Origin of the sequence: Microbacterium sediminis, assembly GCF_004564075.1 — a bacterium.
Taxonomy (GTDB): Bacteria; Actinomycetota; Actinomycetes; order Actinomycetales; family Microbacteriaceae; genus Microbacterium; species Microbacterium sediminis.
Genome location: NZ_CP038256.1, coordinates 216,883 through 234,967 on the forward strand (window position 1 = coordinate 216,883; position 18,085 = coordinate 234,967).

Below are 18,085 nucleotides of genomic sequence, written 5' to 3' on the forward strand. Positions count from 1 at the left end.
CGATGACGTCGATCCACCCCGAGGTCCGCCGCCGCGGCGGCGTGCTCCTGCCGCTGGGCATCGGAGCCGTCGCGGTCGTCGCTCTGTTCCTCATCGACGCCTTCGCGCCCGCCCTGTTCTCGGCGGATCTGCCCACGCGCGCGCAGGACGGCCTCACCCTCGCGCTGAGCGTGCTCATCGAGGCCCTGCCGTTCGTCGCGCTCGGCGTGATCCTCTCGATCGCGGTGCAGGTGTGGCTGCCCGACGGCGTCATCGAGCGGATCCTGCCGCGCGCGGGCTGGGCCCGGCGCGCGGTGCTGTCGCTGGTGGGCATGTTCATCCCCGTCTGCGAGTGCGGCAACGTGCCGTTCGCGCGCGGCCTCATGATGCGCGGAATCGGCCCCGCCGACACCCTCGCCTTCCTCGTGGCGGCGCCGATCGTGAACCCGATCGTGATCCTCACCACCCACCAGGCGTTCGGGTGGAGCGACGGGATCCTCGTCGCCCGGCTGCTCGGCGGGTACGCGATCGCCAACCTCATCGCCTGGCTGTACAGCCGCCACCCGGACCCGCAGCGCATGCTCACCGAGCGGTTCGCGCAGACGTGCGAGATCGTCGTGGGCGAGACGGGATCGCGCGCCCGGCGCAGCCTCGCGCAGTTCGTCGTGGAGCTGCGCGCCGTGATGCCCGCGCTCATCATCGGGTCGGCCGTCGCGGGCGCCGTGCAGGTGCTCGTGCCGCGCGACGCGCTCGTCGCGATCGGGTCCAACCCGGTGCTCTCGATCGCCGCGATGGTGCTGCTGGCCGTGACCGTGGCGATCTGCTCGAACGTCGACGCGTTCTTCGCGCTGTCGTTCGCGTCGACCTTCTCGCCCGGCTCGCTCGTGGCGTTCCTGCTCGTGGGCCCCCTCGTCGACGTGAAGATGCTGGCGCTGCTGCGCACCACCTTCACGTGGCGCGTGCTGGCCGGCATCGTCGTCGTGGTCGTGCTGGCGGCCTTCGCGATCGGGATCGGGGTGAACCTCGTTGCGTAGGGCGGGATCGATCGGCACGCGCTGGCTCGGGGCGGGACTCGCCTCGGTCCTGGCGGTGGTCACGCTCGGCCTGTGGGCCACCGACCGGCTCGCGCTGTACATCAACCCCGCGCAGTCCTGGTTCGCCGTCGGCATGGCCGTGGTGGTGCTCGCCGGCTCGATCGCCTCGTTCGCGCTGCCGCTGGGTGCCGAGGACGATCACGGGCACGGCGCCGACGAGCACGCGCATCACCACGAGCCGGGCCGCGGCTCGCTCGCCGTCGGGGTGGTCGGCGGCGTGCTGGCGACGGGCGTGGCCGCGGGGGCGATCCTCCTGCCGCCGGCGTCGTTGTCGGTCGAGCTGGCGATGGAGCGCGACACGGGCACGCCGCCGCTGTTCGCGGGGGCCGACGACGTCGTGCTCGCCGCGGGGTCGGACACGAGCGGATTCGGCGTGGGCGACTGGGCCGCGGTGTTCGCGCGGGCGACGAGCCCCGACGCGTTCGACGGCGCGGAGGTGACGCTGACCGGGTTCGTGACGCCGGCCGACGACGGGGAGGATGGCATCCGGCTCGGACGCCTCGTCATCACGCACTGCGTGATCGACGCGCAGCCGGCCACGCTCCCGGTCGCGGCGGTGGACGGCGATTTCCCCGTGGGGGAGTGGATCGAGGTGGCCGGCGTGGTCTCGGCCGGCGCCGACGGCGAGCTCGTGATCGAGCCGACGTCGGTCACCCCCGTGCCCGAGCCCGAGGACCCGTATGAGTACTGACTCGCGGCGGGCCACGCGCCTGCGCTCGGGGCGGCGGCGGTTCGCGGTCGCCTTCGTCGCGGTGGTGGGCGCGCTCGCGGTGCTCGTCGGCGGCGGCAGCGCCGTGAGCCTGCTGCAGGGGCCGCGGCTGAGCGACGCGCAGGTCGACCCGGCGGCGGCGATCGACGTGGCCGGCAGCCGCGTGATCCTCACGGCGAACCAGGCACTCGCCGAGATCGATCCGTCGCAGGTCACGGTCGAACCCGCCGCGGCCCACACGGTGGAGGCCGCGGGCCGCGGGATCGGCATCCGGTTCACCGCGCCGCTCGACGCCGAGACCGAGTACCGCGTCCGCGTGGCGGACGTGCGCGGGATCGGCGGCGGGCCGGCGACGACGCTCGAGACGTCGTTCGTCACGCCGGTCGCCCAGGTGCTGATGCTGGAGCGCAGCGAGCAGGGCGACGACACGATCTACCGCGAGAGCCTCGACGGCGAGCGGGTCGCGGTGCTCTCGCACCCCGAGATCGACGACTTCCGGGCCACGAGCGACGCGATCGTCGTGTCGGTGCGCGAGGACGGGCACGCCCGGCTGATCGTCACCGATCGCGACGGCTCCGATCCGCGCGACGTGACGCTGCCCGGCGACGGGATCGTCACGAGCCTGCAGGTGTCGGAGCGGGGCGGCACGATCGGCTACACCTACTCCGACATCCCCGACGCGAACGGCGACGCGGGCATGCAGTCGGTGCTGCACCTGTCGTCGCTGCGGGATCCGTCGGCCGAGCCGACGCCGATCGAGGTGGGCGGGGAGGCGCCGAGCGTCGACCGCTGGCGCTTCGTGCCGGACTCCTCGGCGCTGCTGATGATCGACTTCGACGGCGAGCTCATCCTCGTCGAGCCCGACGGTGCCGAGCCGGCCTTCCTCGGCAACGCGCTCACGATCGACGCGGTCACCCGCGGCACCTACACGGCGATCGTGGAGCGGATCGATGCGGGCGTGGTCTCGCTCGACCTGGCCACGGGGGAGGAGCAGCCGATCGTCGAGCCGGATCCCAGCCCCGGGCAGCTGGCGTTCGTCGCGCCGCTCCCCGACGGCGACACGGTCCGCCGGTACACCCTCCTCGGCGACGACGGCCTGCCCACGGGCGCGGCGATCGCGCACGTCACCGCCGACGGCGAGGCCCGCACGCTCACCGAGGTGTCGGCGCCCGACGTGCTGCAGCAGGTGTGCGTCTCGCCGAGCGGCCAGTACGCCGCCGCCGTCGTGGCGCCGAACCTCGTGGGCAACCCCTACGACTCGGGCGCGCAGCCGGTGCCGCAGACGCTCGAGACGCGGATCGTCGAGGTCGCCACGGGCGACGAGGTGGCGACGTTCGACGGCTTCGACATCTCGTGGTGCGCGGTGGGGCCGTGGTGAGTGGGCTGCGCCCGGCCACGCGCGACGACCTGCTGCCGCTCGCCGTCGAGGTGGCCCCGCGGCTGCTGGGCGCCGTGCTGACCACCACGATCGCCGGCGAGACGGTGGCCGTGCGCATCACCGAGGTGGAGGCGTATCACGGCGCCGGCTCGGGGGCGGTCCCCGACCCCGGCTCGCACGCCCGCATGGGGCGCACGGCGCGCAACGCGACGATGTGGGGCGAGCCCGGTCACCTGTACGTGTACCTCAGCCACGGCATCCACTCGTGCGTCAACGTCGTCTGCGGCCCCGAGGGGCGCGGCGACGGCTGCCTGCTGCGGGCGGGCGAGATCATCGGCGGCGCCGACATCGCCCGCCGACGCCGCACCGTGCGCGGCGTCGTGCGCAGCGACCGCGACCTCGCGCGCGGCCCCGGGCGCCTCGGCGACGCCATCGGCCTGCGCCATCCGCTGCACGACGGCATCGACGCGATCGGGGGTGCCGAGCTCGGCGGCGCGGTCGCGCGGCTCGAGCTCGCCGCCGAACCTGTGGCCGATCCCGCGGCCGGTCCGCGCGTGGGCGTGGCGGGCGTGGCCGGCACCTCGGCGTACCCGTGGCGGTTCTGGATCGCCGGGGATCCCACCGTGTCGGCCTTCCGCCCGGGACGCGGGGCGGTCGAGGCCGCGGGGCCGTGCTAGTATTGACGTTTGTCTGCGTGCACTCCTGCGCGTAGTTCGTGCATTCCCCACCTGAACACAGCCCGCGAGGGCGGGTGAGGCATGTGCAGACAAGAGATCTTGGGTGGTCCCGTCCGGGGCCACGGTATTGAAGGAGAGTGAACCATGGCTGCTGTGTGCCAGGTGACCGGCGCCACGCCTGGATTCGGTCACAACATTTCGCACTCGCACCGACGGACGAAGCGTCGCTTCGACCCGAACGTGCAGAAGAAGACGTACTACGTTCCGTCGCTCGGCCGTAAGGTCACGCTGAACGTCTCGGCCAAGGGCATCAAGGTGATCGACGTCCGCGGCATCGAGTCGGTCGTCAAGGACCTGATCGCGAAGGGTGTGAAGCTCTAATGGCCAAGAAGGCTCAGGACATCCGTCCGATCATCAAGCTGCGTTCGACCGCGGGCACGGGCTACACCTACGTGACCAAGAAGAACCGCCGCAACAACCCCGACCGCCTCGTGCTCAAGAAGTACGACCCGGTCGTCCGCAAGCACGTCGAGTTCCGAGAGGAGCGTTGATCCATGGCTAAGAAGAGCAAGATCGCGCGTAACGAGCAGCGCAAGGCGGTCGTGGCCCGCTACGCCGAGCAGCGCGCTCAGCTGAAGAAGACCCTCGTCGACCCGAACGCTTCGGACGACGAGCGCGAGGCCGCCCGCGTGGGCCTGCAGAAGCTGCCCCGCAACGCCTCGCCGGTGCGCGTGCGCTCGCGCGACGCCATCGACGGTCGCCCCCGCGGTGTGCTGACGAAGTTCGGCATCTCGCGTGTGCGCTTCCGCGACATGGCCCACCGTGGCGAGCTGCCCGGTGTGACCAAGTCGTCCTGGTAAGCACCACACCAGACGCCCAGGGCGGGATCTCCTTCGGGAGGTCCCGCCCTTTCGCATGCCGCCCGGCGGATACGATCGGATCATGCCGCTCGACCCGTTCTTCGCGGACCGACTGCGCAGCGACCGCAGGCACTGGTTCCGGCAGGCGACCCAGCGACTGAAGTCGCGCCTGGGCTGGCCGTGGTTCATGCGGCCCGCCGCCGACGAGGGCGTGCGCTCGGCCACCAGCGCCGAGAAGGACCGCGCCCGGCGCGGGGCGCGCGAGGACACCCGCGACGCGATCCGCGCGCACGAGCCGCACCCGTCGCAGAAGCGCGCGGTGCACCGGCGCCAGGCCAGGGCCTGGGATCGCAAGGAACTGGCGCGCTCGGGCACGCCCGGGCCCAAGGTCCGCGCGGAGGAGCACGTCGTCCCCGTCGACGGCTACCCGGACGTGCGCGTGCGCGTGTACTACCCGGCCGACGCGTGGGACATCGCGGCCGAGGGACCGATCCCCGCGTGCCTGATGTTCTTCGGCGGGGCCTTCCGGATCGGCGGGATCGACTACGCCACGACCGACGCGGCCAACCGCCGCAGGGCCGCCGACGCCCGCGTGGCGATCGTGGCCGTCGACTATGCCCTCGCCCCGGAGCACAAGTTCCCCACGCCCGTGGAGCAGGGCGTCGCCGCGCTGCGCTGGCTGTTCGATCGGGCGACCGCGCTCGGCATCGACCGCGAGCGGATCGCGGTGGGCGGCACCTCGGCCGGCGGCAACATCGCCGCGGCCGTGGCGCTGGCCAACCGCGATCGCGACGGCCTGCCGATCCGGCTGCAGCTGCTCGAGGTCCCGGTTGTGGACCTCACGGGGCGGCACATCGACTTCGCGGCCTCGCGCGCCCTGGGCATCCCGATGCCGATCATGGCGCGGGAGCTCATCTCGGTGTCGCGCACGTACCTGCCGCACCGCCGCGACGCCAAGAACCCGCTCGCCTCGCCGATCCTCGCCGCCTCGCTGGCCGGGCTGCCGCCCGCCGCGATCTTCACCGCCGAGTACGACCCGCTGCGCGGCGAGGGCGCGGCGTACGCGGCGGCGCTGCGGGCGGCCGGGGTGGAGGCCACCGCGGTGCAGTATCAGGGCATGGTGCACGACGGCGCGATCTACACCGCGGTCGTGCCGACCGCGCGCCGCTGGCAGGCCGACGTCGTGACGGCGCTGCGCAGCCTCCACGCCTGATCCCTACCTGCATAGGGCTACCGGCATAGGGAAACCTCGCCTATGCTGACGCGTGGCAATGCCGCCTGTAGCCGATGAAGGATACGAACACCGATGACGACGACTGTCACCCCCACCGCCCCCGCCCGTGACCTGCGCGATCACCTCGAGCGCGCGCCGATGTCGCTGTACCAATGGCTCATCGTCGCCTGCGCCGTGCTGCTGAACGCCCTCGATGGCTTCGACGTGGCCTCGATGTCGTTCGTGTCGGTGCGGGTCGAGGAGGAGTTCGGCCTCACCGGCACCGAGCTCGGCGTCGTCATCAGCGCCACGCTGATCGGCATGGCGATCGGATCGATCGCGATCGGCCGCATCGCCGATCTCATCGGCCGCCGCTGGACCGTGCTGGGCTCCACCGCGCTCGCGACGCTCGGCATGTACCTCGCCGCCAGCGCCACCGACGTGACCCAGCTCGGCATCTGGCGCGTGCTGACCGGCCTCGGCGTCGGCGGCATCCTCACGAGCATCACCGTGATCAGCGCCGAGTTCGCCTCCAACCGCTGGCGCGGCCTCGCGATCGGTATCTACGCCGCCGGCTACGGGGTCGGCGCCTTCGCGGGCGGCATCGCCGCCAACGGGCTGCAGGCCGACTTCGGCTGGCGCGCGGTGTTCCTCGCCGGCGCCCTCGCGAGCACCGTGCTGCTGGTGATCCTCGTCCTCGTGCTGCCCGAGTCGGTGCAGTTCCTCACGCGCCGCCCCGGGTCGGACAAGGCCCTGGCCCGCATCGCCCGCCGTGTGGGCTTCGACCCGGCGCGCGCCTCGGTCGTCGCCGAGCGCAGCGCGGCCACGGAGGGCACCCACGCCGGCCTCAAGGGCATCTTCGGCGGCGGTGCCGCCACCGTGACGCTGCTGCTGTGGCTGGCGTTCTTCACCGTGATGTTCGGCTTCTACTTCGTCAACTCGTGGACGCCGCGCCTCATGGTCGACGCGGGCATGACCGCCGAGCAGGGCGTGATCATCGGCATGATGCTCGCCATCGGCGGGGCGCTGGGCTCGGTGCTCTACGGCGTCGGCGCCGCCCGGATCGATCGCGAGAAGCTGCTGCTCGGCTTCCTCGGGCTCTCGGCGATCGCGATCATCGCGTTCGTGCTCACCACGTCGATCCTCGTGCTCGCGTTCGTGCTCGGCGTCGTGGTCGGCATGCTCGTCAACGGCTGCGTCGCCGGCCTGTACGCGGTCGCCCCGACCCGGTACGGCACCTTCGCCCGCGCGACCGGCGTGGGCGCGGCGCTCGGCGTGGGGCGCGCGGGGGCGATCCTCGCCCCGATCGCCGCCGGCTCGCTGATCGACGTCGGCTGGACCAACGTCGCGCTGTACTCGACCACGGCAGGCCTGCTGCTCGTCGGCGGCGTCGCCGTGTTCCTGCTCACCCGGCGCCCCGTCGCACCCGACGCCGTCTGAGCGATCGCTCCCTCGCTCTGCCCCTCGCGCCGCACGCGAGGGGCGGAGTGGTTTTCGGAGTGCTCATCCGTCACATCCGTCACGCGCGACCGGCGACACGCCGCGCGGATTACGCCAAAAAGCGCGAAAATCCGCGGAATGGCGGGCCCCGTTGATACATTCGAGGCGGTCGAACGACCACCCGGGGGCATCCGTTTCCGGCTGAATACACCAACGTTCTGCGGCGTCCTTCGCCGCTGGAGGATGACATGGCCGACAAGAACATCACCAAGACCGAGCTCGTTGCGAGCATCGCGAGCGCGACCGGTCAGAGCCAGGCCGCCGTCTCGGGCGTGCTCGACGCGCTCTTCACCACCGTCTCGGAGGCCGTCGCCAAGGGCTCGAAGGTCTCGATCCCCGGCTGGATCGCGTTCGAGCAGGTCGAGACCGCCGCTCGCACCGGCCGCAACCCGCAGACCGGCGCCGAGATCAAGATCCCGGCCGGCAAGCGCGTCAAGGTGACCGCCGGCTCGAAGCTGAAGGCCGCCGTCAAGTAAGACCGCGTCCGGCAGGGCCGTCCCTTCGGGGGCGGCCCTTTTGCGTTCCCGGGCCCGCGTCCCTGCTCCCGACTTCGTTTCGATCCGTCGGAGCCGTGGTTGGTCACCGTTCGTCGGATCGGCTGCGCCGGTGTCGGATCGGGCGGAGGGATGTCGCCACACTGGCCCCAGATCTTCACGCCAGCCCCACTGATCCGACGACGGGCGTCGCACCTCCGACGCCCGCGCGGGTCCCAGGCTCGTCGACCGGAGGCGCGAAGCGCCGGAGCGGAGACGGGTCGAGCGCAGCGGCGCAGCCGCGGAGTCGAGACCACGGGCCGCAACCGCGCATCGCCGGCGTTCAGGTGCCGGGAAATAGGCTGATCGGGTGACTCCCCGCCTCCTTCGAGCTGCCGGCCCGGCGATCCTCGTCCTCGCGGCGCTCGCGGCGGCGGTCTGGGCGCTCGCGTTCGCCGGCGGAGCGGATCCCCTCACGGTCGGCGACCCCGGGCCCGTCATCCGCTGGGGTCTGCCGGTCGCGAAGCTCCTCGTCAACCTCTCGGCGGCGGCGATGATCGGGGCGCTCGTCGTGGCGCTGTGGGCGCTGCGCGCGGGCGAGCGCGAGTTCGACGTCGCGCTGGACACGGCGTCGATCGGCGCCGCGGTCTTCACGGTCGCCAGCGGCACCGTCACGTTCTTCACCTTCCTCTCGGTGTTCAACCCGCAGCTCAGCGCGGGCCCGGAGTTCGGTGCCCAGCTGGGCCGCTTCCTCGTCGACACCGAGCTCGGCCGCGCCTGGCTGCTCACGACGATCGCCGCCGCGGCCGTCACCGTGCTGGCCTTCGCCGTCCGCGGCTGGATCCCCACGCTCGTCACCGCGATCCTGGCCGCCGCCTCGCTCATCCCCATGGCGACGCAGGGCCACTCGGGCGACCTCGCCAGCCACGGCCTCGTCGTGACCGCGCTCGCGATCCACATCCTCGGCGCCGCGGTCTGGCTGGGCGGCCTCGTGCTCATCGTCGTCGTGCGGCCCGTGCTCGCCGGCGATCGGGTGCGTACCGTGCTGGAGCGCTATTCGACCATCGCGCTCGCGGCCTTCGTCGTCGTCGCGGCCAGCGGCGTGCTGCGCTCGCTCGCGGCGATCGCCTCGCCGCTCGAGCTCGTGACCACGCCCTACGGCGTCGTGCTGAGCGTCAAGATCGTCGCACTCATCGCGATGGGCCTGCTCGGCGCCTGGTACCGGCTCCGCCTCATCGCCACCCACACCAGCGGCGTCTTCTGGCGGGTGGTCACGCTCGAGCTGGCGCTCATGGGCATCGCGTCCGGGGCGGCCGCGGCGCTCGCGCGCTCGGCGCCGCCCGTCGGCGAGGAGCCGCCCACCGCCCAGACGCCCGCCGAGATCCTCACCGGCGAGCCGCTGCCCCCCGAGCTCACGCCCATCCGCCTGCTGACCGAGTGGGACATCGATCCGCTGTGGCTGCTGGCGGGGGCCTTCGGCATCGCGCTGTACCTGGCGGGCGTGTGGCGCCTGCGCCGACGGGGCGATCACTGGCCGGTCTACCGCACGGTGCTGTGGGTGCTGGGCATGCTCCTGCTCGTGTGGGTGACCAACGGCGCGCTCAACGCCTACGGCCACACGCTCTTCAGCATGCACATGCTCATGCACATGCTGCTGAGCATGGCGATCCCGCTGCTGCTCGTGCCCGGCGCGCCCGTGACGCTCGCCGCGCGCGCGATCCCGAAGCGCGAGGACGGCTCCCGCGGCGGACGCGAGTGGATCCTGTGGATCGTGCACAACCCCGTCGCGAAGGTGCTGACGCACCCGCTCGTCGCCGCCGGGATCTTCATCGGATCGCTGTGGCTGTTCTACTTCAGCGAGCTGTTCCGCTGGAGCCTGTACGACCACCTGGGCCACGAGTGGATGGTCACCCACTTCCTCATCTCGGGCTACCTGTTCGTCATGTCGCTCGTGGGGATCGATCCCGTGCCGTACCGGCTGCCGCACGCCGGCCGGCTGGTGACGCTCATCGTCGTCATGGCGATGCACGCGTTCTTCGGCATCGCGATCATGAGCCAGAGCGGACTCATGGTGGCCGAGTGGTACGGCGCCATGGGCCGCACGTGGGGCGCGACGCCGCTCGAGGACCAGTACGCGGGCGGCGGCATCGCGTGGTCGATCGGCGAGATCCCCACGCTCATCACCGCGATCACCGTGGCGATCCAGTGGAGCCGCAGCGACGAGCGGCAGCAGCGCCGCCGCGATCGCCACGCCGACCGCACGGGCGATGCCGAGCTCGACGCCTACAACGCGCGCCTCGCGGCCCTCGCCGAGCGCGACCGCCGCGCCGGGGTCTGAGTCCGCGGGTCTGCGACGTCCGGGCGCTCGGCGCCGCGGACTCCGCGGACGTGTCAGTCGAGCAGCGGGGCCCCGATCCGGATCTGCGCCGAGCCGTCGGCGAGGATCTCGACCGTGCCGTCGATCGTGAACGGCACGTCCTCCGACACGTGGGTGATCGCGCCGGTGGCGATCGACTGCACGTCCATCTCGATGTGGGCGAGGCCGTCGGCCTGCTCGATGCGCCAGTAGGGGCCCTCGGGGACGAGCGTGATCTCGGGCTGCTGGACGATCGACCACTCCGGCAGCGACCCGCTCGCGAGGCGGTTCTCGACCGACACCCAGAACGGGCAGCCGGCCGGCTGCAGCACCTGCTGCGAGGCGCACTGCTCGGTGAGGAAGCTGGCGACCTGCTGGTCGACGACGTCGAGGAACTCGGGAGTGGGGGTCGCCACGATGTCGACGTCGACGGCCGTGAGCGGCGTCTGCGCGATCGCGGTGGTGGGCTCCGCCGACGTCGTCGCGGTGTCGACGGCGACCTCGTACGACATCGGCACGAACGTCAGCAGCGGCACGGAGGCCGTGGGGTCGGCGTCGAGGCCGTCGGGCGAGACCTGGCGCTTGTCGAGTTCGAAGCCGTTGACCGAGAACGTCATGGAGCCGTGCACCGACACGTCGAGCACGCCGAGCGGGCTGCTCGCGAAGCGCCACACCGGCACGAGTCCGTTCGATCCGGCCTCGGCCACGCGGTACGTGGTGCGGCCGGCCTCGCCCCCGATCGCGTACTCGAGGGTGACCTCGGTGATGCCGTCGGCGGTGGTCTCCGAGACCGCGTGGATGTCGGTGATCTCGGCGCCGAGGGCCGAGGAGCGCAGCAGCGCGTCGGAGGCGAAGCCCGACAGGCCGGCGCGTTCCAGCTCGATCGTGTCGATGCTCACGCCCGGGACGGCCAGCGCGTCGGCGGCACGGCCGTCGGCGAGCAGCTGCACGTAGCGCTCGACGAACGCGCTCGGCCCCCAGAACTCGCGGTACAGCGAGGCGAATCCGGCGGCGATCGCCGCGATCAGCAGCGCCGCGATGCCGACGCTCATGCCGATCTCGAGGGCGGCGCCGCGGCGCCGGGTGGGCACGGGCTCGACGACCAGAGCGGTGTCTGCCGGCGCCTGCTGCATGCCGGAAGTCTATGGAGAGCCGATGCGGACAAGCTGGGCGCCCCTCCGGTCGATATCGGACCGAGATGCGGCCGGCGTCGTCCACAGTTCGGCCGGGCGCAGCCCCGGGCGGCGGATGGTTCCCTACGATTGACGAGTGAGCGAGCCCGTGCTGTCGGCGGAACAGGAGGCCCTGTTCCGCCTCATCGAGGACACGCGCGAGCACGTCTTCATCACGGGCCGCGCGGGGACCGGCAAGTCGACCCTGCTGCGCCACCTCACCTGGAACACGTCGAAGCAGATCGCCATCTGCGCGCCCACGGGTGTGGCCGCCCTCAACGTGGAGGGCCAGACGATCCACTCGCTGTTCCGGCTGCCGATCGGTCTCATCGCCGACACGGACCTCGATCAGAACGAGTCGACGCGGAAGATCCTGGGCGCGATCGACACGCTCGTGATCGACGAGATCTCGATGGTCAACGCCGACCTCATGGACGGGATCGATCGCGCGCTGCGGCAGGCGCGCGGCCGGCGGGCCGAGCCCTTCGGGGGCGTGCAGGTGGTCATGTTCGGCGATCCGTACCAGCTGGCACCGGTGCCCCCGCGCGGCGACGAGGCGCGCTACATCGCCGATCACTACCGGTCGTTCTGGTTCTTCGACGCGCACGTGTGGGCGGGTGAGGCCCCCGCCGCCGACGGGCTCATCGACATCGGCCGCCACGGCGCCGACCTGCACATCCGCGAGCTCACGCACATCCACCGCCAGTCCGACGACGGGTTCAAGGCGATGCTCAACGCCGTCCGGTACGGGCGCGTCACCCAGGAGATCGCCGACGCGCTCAACGCCAAGGGCGCGCGGACGCCGCCGGACGATCCGCACGACCCGATCATCACGCTCGCCACGCGCAACGATCGCGTCAACGCGATCAACGCGAAGCATCTCGCCCAGCTGGGCGGCCGCGAGCAGACGGCGCGCGCCGAGATCAGCGGCGACTTCGGCAAGGGCGACGTGTACCCGGCCGATCCGGAGCTGAAGCTCAAGGTGGGGGCGCAGGTGATGTTCCTGCGCAACGACGTGGGCAGCAAGGGCGATCCGCCCCGCTGGGTCAACGGCACGATCGGCACCGTGACGAAGATCGTGGGCGAGACCGTCAAGGTCGAGGTGGACCGCGAGGAGTTCGAGGTGGAGCCGTCGGTGTGGGAGAAGTACCGCTACGCCTACGACCCGCACACGCGCAAGCTCACCCGCGAGGTGGTCGCCGAGTTCACGCAGTTCCCGCTGCGCCTGGCGTGGGCGGTGACGATCCACAAGTCGCAGGGCAAGACGTACGACCGCGCGATCGTCGACCTGGGCGCCGGAGCGTTCGCGCCCGGCCAGACCTACGTCGCCCTGAGCCGCCTCACCTCGCTCGACGGCCTGTACCTCAGCCGCCCGCTGCGCCCGAGCGACATCCGCGTCGACGAGGACGTGCGCCGCTTCATGCGGGGCGTCTGGGAGAAGCAGGGCGCGCAGATGCGCGTCGGCTGAGCGTGTGCGCGGCGGCGCCCGGCGCTCGGGGCACCCGCGTCCGCACCGCCTAGACTCGGAGCATCCAGACCAGGGGGTTGTATGCGGATCAAGGCTCGTCGCGCGGCAGCGGCGCTCGCGGCGGTGGTGGCGTTCGGGATCGCGCTGACCGGGTGCTCCGCCGACACGCAGGTCGAGGGCGTGGCGCTGCCCGCGCAGGCCGAGGGCAGCCTGCCCGATGACACCGTCGCGCAGATGCAGGCGGCCGTCGACCAGGCGATGCAGGCGACCGGATCGACCGGGGCCATCGTCGGCGTGTGGGTCCCCTGGAGCGGCAGCTGGGTCACGGCGCACGGCACGACCGAGCCCGAGGGCGCCGGCGCCCCCGTGACGACCGACATGTCGTTCCGCGTCGCCGACGTCACGCGCGCGATGACCTGCGACGTGCTCTACTCGCTGGCGGCCGAGGGCGTGCTCGATCCCGACGACCCGGTCACGGATCACGTCACGAGCGTGCCGAACCTGTCGAGCGAGGAGACGGGCGACGTCACGCTGCGGCAGCTGTGCGACAGCACGAGCGGGATCGGATCGTCGTGGGAGAGCGTGCGCACGGCGTTCTACGAGACGCCCGACCGCGAGTGGCACCCGCGCGAGCTCGCCTCGTACGGCATCACGCAGGACCGCGGGACCCCCGGCGCGGCGTTCCGCGACTCGGACGCCGGATACCTCCTGCTCGGCCAGGCGCTCGTGGACGCGAGCAACACGTCCGCCGCCGAGCTGATGCGCGAGTATGTCTTCGCCCCCAACGGGCTCTCCCAGACCGCCCTGCCGGGCGCCGACTCGTCCGTCCCCGCCACGAGCCCGTCGTACCTGCCGGGCTATCAGTCGTGGAACGCCGACGTCGAGGCCGGCTGCGTCGCGCCGACGGAGTACTCCAAGGCGTCGGCGAGCATGGGCTACACCGACTCGGGCGTGGTCTCGACGATCGAGGATCTCGGCCGCTACGGCAAGGTCCTCGCCGCCAAGGCGCTGGCGCAGCACGACCCCGGCCGCTTCGATCACAACCTGCCCGTCGACCCGTCGAAGGACAGCTGGTTCACCTACGGCGGCGGCGTGTATCAGGCCGGCTCGCTGCTGGGCCAGCAGGGCATGGTGCCCGGCTATGCCACGAGCGTGTGGGCCGATCCCGCGACGGGCATGGCGGTCGCCGTGGTGCTGAACAACACGGCCGGCAGCGAGCCGATCGCCGGGCTCCTGGGTCGCGAGCTGGCCGCGATCGCGTCGAAGGCGCCGGCTGCCAGCGGGCAGACGCAGCCCGAGTTCGGGCTGCCGTGGACCGCCGAGGCCGTGCACCAGCAGATCGCCGATGCGGCGGTCTGCCCCCTCGGCGAGTGAGCGCGCGCGGGAGGGCCGCGTGAGCGCGGCGATCCTGCGGCCCGGCACGCCGATGGCGCTCGGGCTCGTGGGCATCGGGCTGCTGTGCCAGGAGGTGGGCGCGGCGATCGCGGTGCTCGTGTTCCCGCACACCGGGCCGCTGGGCATGGTGATGCTGCGCCTGGCGTTCTCGGCGATCATGCTGCTGGTCATCGCGCGCCCCGCGCTGCGCGGCCACTCGCCCGCCGCCTGGTGGGCGGTCGTACGGTTCGGTGCCGTGCTCGCGAGCATGAACGGAACCTTCTACCTCGCGCTCGAACGCCTGGATCTGGGCGTCACCGTCACGATCGAGGTGCTCGGGCCGCTCGTGCTGTCGGTCGTGCTGGCGCGGCGGGCATCGGCCTGGCTGTGGGCGGGGCTCGCGCTCGCCGGCGTCATCGCCCTCGGCGCGGGCGGCTGGTCGGACCTCGACCCGATCGGCGTCGGCTTCGCGCTGCTGGCCGCGGCGAGCTGGGCCGGCTACATCCGCGGCAGCGCCGCCGTCGGTCGGGCCTTCGCCGGCGTCGACGGGCTCGCGCTGGCCATGGCGGTCGGGGCGGTGATCTCGCTGCCCTTCGGCATCGTCGACGCGGGCCCGGCGCTGCTCGACCCGGCGCTGCTCGGCCTCGGCGCCGCCGTGGCGCTGCTGTCGTCGACCATCCCCTACGCCGCCGAGCTGGCGGCCCTGCGGCGCCTGACCGAGTCGGCATTCGGCATCCTCACGAGCATCGGCCCGGCCACCGCGGCCACCGCCGGGTTCCTGCTGCTGGGCCAGGACCTGCAGTGGCTCGAGATCGTGGGCATCGCGCTGGTGATCGCCGCGAGCGCGGGCGCCGTGTGGACCTCGGCCCGCCGCACCTCGTTGCCGATCGCGGAGCCGGTGGCGTAGCGGGGAGCGGCATGGGCACGGGCGACAACGCGTGGCGACCGGTCGTCGCCGCGCTGGCGAACCCCGACACGCGCGCGGTGATCGGGCTGCTCATCGCCGGCGGTGATGTCGAGGGCCACCTGGCGGAGCTGTCGCCGTCGCGCCGGCGTCACGTCGTCGCCACCCTCGTGCGCGCCGGCGTCGTCGACGAGTCGCTCGCGTTCCGGCCCGAGGTCTTCGACGAGCTGCTCCGACGCGAGCCGGCGCGGAAGGCGACGGGGATCGATCGCTTCCTGCGCCACGGGCGGATCGCGCAGTACCCGTCGCGGCCGGCCGAGCGCGCGGAGCTGCTGCGCTGGGTCGCCGCGCGGGCGCTGCGGCCCGGCGAGGTCGTCCCCGAACGCGAGATGAACGAGCGGCTCGCGGCGTTCTCCGACGACACGGCGGTGCTGCGCCGGTACCTGGTCGACGCGGGGCTCGTGGAGCGCCGCCGCGACGGCACGGAGTATGCGCTCGTTCCCGGCGCTGCCGACGAGCGGTTGCGCGGGGACGACGCCCGCCCCTAGCGTCGGCGGTGATGGAACGCGCGGCGGAGGGACAGGGGCGCCGGGCGCCCGAGGCGAGGATCGATGCCGGTCGGCTCCGCGGTGCGTGGCGGGGAGACTGCGCCGCATTCCTCGGCGTGCCGTACGCGCAGGCCCCCGTCGGGCCGTTGCGCTTCGCCGCCCCGCAGCCGGCGGACCCGTGGGACGGGGTGCGCGAGGCGACGACGCCCGGGGCCACATCGCAGCGCGGCGCCACCGGCGTCACGCTCATCCCCGAGCCGTCGGTCCCGGGCGACGACATCCTCAACCTCAACGTCTTCACGCCCTCACCCGGGCCCGATGCGCGCCTGCCCGTGCTCGTGTACATCCACGGCGGCGGGTACGTGTCGGGATCGATCGCCTCGCCCTGGTACGACGGCTCGGCGTTCGCGCGCGACGGGATCGTCACCGTGACGATCGCCTACCGGGTCGGCTTCGACGGCTTCGGCTGGGTCGCCGACGGCGCCTCGAACCGCGGCGTGCGCGACTGGCTGCTGGCGCTCGACTGGGTGCAGCGCAACATCGCGGCCTTCGGCGGCGATCCGGATCGGGTCACGCTGGCCGGGCAATCCGCCGGCGGCGGCGCGGTCCTGACGCTGCTCGGCATGCCGGCGGCGCGGCCCCTGTTCCGGCGGGCATGGAGCATGTCGCCCACGGCCATGACGATCTCGGAGGCGGCGGCGCGCGCCGTGAGCGATGTCGTCGCCACGCGCGCCGGCGTCGGAGCGCCGACGGCCGCCGCGCTCTCCGCGGTGCCGAGCGAGCGGCTGCACGACCTCATCCCCAACCCGCTCCGCGGCGGGCTGCGCGCCCTGGCCCGCGGCCTGGACGGCGGCATCCCCAACATCGGGCCGGCCGTGGACGGCGATCTCATCCCGCGGCCGACGATCGAGGCGCTCGCGGCGGGCGAGGGCGGCGATCGTGCGCTCGTGGTCGGCGGCATGGAGGACGAGTTCTCGATGATCGCCGACGAGCTGCCGGGCGTGCTCCGGCTCGTCCCTGCGCCCCTGGTGCTGCGGTTCCTGGGGCTGCGCGGCGAGCGGCAGCGCGCCTACCTGGCGGCCAACGCTGAGCTGCGCTCGCGCGGCGCCGCCCGGCTCATCGGCCGGTTCGTGAGCGACATCACCATGCGCCGCGACGTGATCCGCGCGGCGCGCGCCCGGGCCGCCGCGGCGCCCGACACGTGGGTCTACGCGTTCACGTGGCCGTCGCCGACGCGGCGATGGGCGCTGCACTGCCTCGACGTGCCGTTCTTCTTCGACGTGCTCGGGGCGCCGGGTGTGGAGGCGATCGCCGGTGCGCACCCGCCCGCGGCGCTCGCGCGGGCCTACCACGGGGCCGCGGCGGACTTCATGCGCACCGGCGCGGTGGACTGGATCCGATGGCCCGCCGGCGAGACCGCGCGCGTGTTCGATGGCGCCGGCACGCACGACTCGCGCCGCGTCTACGCCGGCCTCATGCCGCTGGTGTGAGCGGATCACACCCGGCTGAGCTTCTCGGGGTTCGACACCTGTCGCACGCCCCGCACGAGCCCTGCCTCGGTGAGCTCGAGCACGACGACGTCGCGCCGGTCGGCCCGGCGGAAGTCCAGCGCGGCTTCGCCGTTCACCACGAGCGGGACGACCGTCACGGGTGTGCCCGCCCGCGCCGCCTTCTCCACCACGCCGAGGACGAAGCGCGCCACGGCGTCGGCGCCGATGAGCGGCCGGCGCGCGGCGCTCACCCGGCCGCCGCCGTCGCTCCACAGCACCACGTCGTCGTCGAGCAGCGCCAGCACCTCCGCGACCTCGCCGGTCTCGATGGCCGCGACGAGGCGCCGCAGCGCACCGGCATCGGCGGGGTGCGGGGCGGGGTCGCCGGGCGCGATGCGCAGCGATCGCTCCGCGCGCGAGATCGACTGCCGCACGGCGGCGGGGGAGCGCTCCAGGATCTCGCCGATCTCGCGCGCCGTCATGCCGAACGCGCGGTGCAGCACGAGCGCGGCGCGCGCCTCGGGGCGCAGCTGCTCGGCCAGGTGCAGCAGCGTGAGCGAGAGCAGCTCGCGCGTGGCCGCCACCTCGTCGGGCAGGCGATCGAGCGAGACGGGTTCCGGCAGCCACGGCCCGGGGTACGTCTCGCGGCGCGTGGCGAGCGCCCGCACGCGATCGATCGACCGCCGCACGCACGCCGTCGTCAGCCACGCGGGCCATGAGCGCACGTCGTCGCCGCGGCGCTCGGCCGCGAGCGCCGACTCGGCCACGTCGCTGGCGACGTCCTCGGCCTCGCCCAGATCGCCCAGCATGCGGTAGGCGATCCCGATCAGTCGGCCGCGCTCCCTGCCCCATGCCTCGGCCGCGAGCGATGTCGTCACGAAGCCAGCGTG

Annotated in this window: 18 protein-coding genes; 16 read left to right on the forward strand and 2 right to left on the reverse strand. The window is 73.0% G+C overall.

Annotated elements, in window-relative coordinates:
* Positions 1 to 2 precede the first annotated feature (2 nt).
* The 11 genes from E3O41_RS01065 to E3O41_RS01115 all read left to right on the forward strand — a co-directional run bounded on the left by E3O41_RS01065 (position 3) and on the right by E3O41_RS01115 (position 10,221).
* Positions 3 to 1,013 carry a permease gene (locus E3O41_RS01065; RefSeq protein WP_240482383.1) on the forward strand — a complete coding sequence of 337 codons (1,011 nt, stop codon included), beginning with the start codon at positions 3 to 5 and terminating at the stop codon, positions 1,011 to 1,013.
* Positions 1,006 to 1,764: a TIGR03943 family putative permease subunit gene (locus tag E3O41_RS01070; RefSeq protein WP_179954882.1), complete on the forward strand. Its 759-nt coding sequence runs from the start codon at positions 1,006 to 1,008 to the stop codon at positions 1,762 to 1,764. The genes E3O41_RS01065 and E3O41_RS01070 overlap by 8 nt, the downstream gene beginning before the upstream one ends.
* Complete coding sequence (locus tag E3O41_RS01075) at positions 1,754 to 3,160, forward strand: hypothetical protein (protein WP_067026504.1); 1,407 nt, start codon at positions 1,754 to 1,756, stop codon at positions 3,158 to 3,160. Before E3O41_RS01070 ends, E3O41_RS01075 begins: the two co-directional genes overlap by 11 nt.
* Entirely contained in the window at positions 3,157 to 3,837 is a 681-nt protein-coding gene (locus E3O41_RS01080) for a DNA-3-methyladenine glycosylase (RefSeq protein WP_067026771.1), read from the forward strand. The genes E3O41_RS01075 and E3O41_RS01080 overlap by 4 nt, the downstream gene beginning before the upstream one ends.
* A gap of 144 nt (positions 3,838 to 3,981) precedes the next feature.
* A complete protein-coding gene (gene rpmB / locus E3O41_RS01085; protein WP_067026506.1) occupies positions 3,982 to 4,218 on the forward strand; it encodes a 50S ribosomal protein L28 in 237 nt (78 codons plus the stop codon).
* The gene (gene rpmG / locus E3O41_RS01090) at positions 4,218 to 4,388 is read left to right on the forward strand and encodes a 50S ribosomal protein L33 (protein WP_067026508.1); all 171 of its coding nucleotides are present in this window, start codon (positions 4,218 to 4,220) and stop codon (positions 4,386 to 4,388) included. The genes rpmB and rpmG overlap by 1 nt, the downstream gene beginning before the upstream one ends.
* A 3-nt stretch (positions 4,389 to 4,391) precedes the next feature.
* On the forward strand, positions 4,392 to 4,697 hold the full coding sequence (gene rpsN / locus E3O41_RS01095) for a 30S ribosomal protein S14 (protein WP_067026509.1): 306 nt from the start codon (positions 4,392 to 4,394) through the stop codon (positions 4,695 to 4,697).
* 82 nt (positions 4,698 to 4,779) lie between these two features.
* Complete coding sequence (locus tag E3O41_RS01100; protein ID WP_067026511.1) at positions 4,780 to 5,910, forward strand: alpha/beta hydrolase; 1,131 nt, start codon at positions 4,780 to 4,782, stop codon at positions 5,908 to 5,910.
* A gap of 93 nt (positions 5,911 to 6,003) precedes the next feature.
* Positions 6,004 to 7,350 carry an MFS transporter gene (locus E3O41_RS01105; RefSeq protein ID WP_135011821.1) on the forward strand — a complete coding sequence of 449 codons (1,347 nt, stop codon included), beginning with the start codon at positions 6,004 to 6,006 and terminating at the stop codon, positions 7,348 to 7,350.
* A 248-nt stretch (positions 7,351 to 7,598) separates the two neighbouring features.
* Positions 7,599 to 7,886 carry an HU family DNA-binding protein gene (locus E3O41_RS01110; protein WP_135011823.1) on the forward strand — a complete coding sequence of 96 codons (288 nt, stop codon included), beginning with the start codon at positions 7,599 to 7,601 and terminating at the stop codon, positions 7,884 to 7,886.
* 367 nt (positions 7,887 to 8,253) lie between these two features.
* Complete coding sequence (locus E3O41_RS01115) at positions 8,254 to 10,221, forward strand: bifunctional copper resistance protein CopD/cytochrome c oxidase assembly protein (RefSeq protein ID WP_135011825.1); 1,968 nt, start codon at positions 8,254 to 8,256, stop codon at positions 10,219 to 10,221.
* A 53-nt stretch (positions 10,222 to 10,274) separates the two neighbouring features.
* Here E3O41_RS01115 and E3O41_RS01120 read toward each other — a convergent pair whose 3' ends face one another.
* Positions 10,275 to 11,372, reverse strand: a complete 1,098-nt coding sequence (locus E3O41_RS01120; RefSeq protein ID WP_135011826.1) for a hypothetical protein — start codon at positions 11,370 to 11,372, stop codon at positions 10,275 to 10,277.
* A 136-nt stretch (positions 11,373 to 11,508) separates the two neighbouring features.
* On the opposite strand from E3O41_RS01120, the gene E3O41_RS01125 reads away from it, so the two are divergent.
* The 5 genes from E3O41_RS01125 (at position 11,509) to E3O41_RS01145 (ending at position 17,195) form a co-directional block, all read left to right on the forward strand.
* Entirely contained in the window at positions 11,509 to 12,879 is a 1,371-nt protein-coding gene (locus E3O41_RS01125; RefSeq protein ID WP_135011828.1) for an ATP-dependent DNA helicase, read from the forward strand.
* 81 nt (positions 12,880 to 12,960) lie between these two features.
* Positions 12,961 to 14,253: a serine hydrolase domain-containing protein gene (locus tag E3O41_RS01130; protein ID WP_083990971.1), complete on the forward strand. Its 1,293-nt coding sequence runs from the start codon at positions 12,961 to 12,963 to the stop codon at positions 14,251 to 14,253.
* Between the two features lie 52 nt (positions 14,254 to 14,305).
* Positions 14,306 to 15,160, forward strand: a complete 855-nt coding sequence (locus E3O41_RS01135; RefSeq protein WP_067026773.1) for an EamA family transporter — start codon at positions 14,306 to 14,308, stop codon at positions 15,158 to 15,160.
* 11 nt (positions 15,161 to 15,171) lie between these two features.
* Positions 15,172 to 15,705, forward strand: coding sequence for a DUF2087 domain-containing protein (locus tag E3O41_RS01140; protein WP_067026520.1), 534 nt, complete (start codon positions 15,172 to 15,174; stop codon positions 15,703 to 15,705).
* Positions 15,706 to 15,716: 11 nt separating this feature from the next.
* A complete protein-coding gene (locus tag E3O41_RS01145) occupies positions 15,717 to 17,195 on the forward strand; it encodes a carboxylesterase/lipase family protein (protein WP_067026522.1) in 1,479 nt (492 codons plus the stop codon).
* 5 nt (positions 17,196 to 17,200) lie between these two features.
* On the opposite strand, the gene E3O41_RS01150 is transcribed toward E3O41_RS01145, so the two are convergent.
* Positions 17,201 to 18,073 carry a sigma-70 family RNA polymerase sigma factor gene (locus E3O41_RS01150; protein ID WP_067026525.1) on the reverse strand — a complete coding sequence of 291 codons (873 nt, stop codon included), beginning with the start codon at positions 18,071 to 18,073 and terminating at the stop codon, positions 17,201 to 17,203.
* Positions 18,074 to 18,085: the final 12 nt, after the last annotated feature.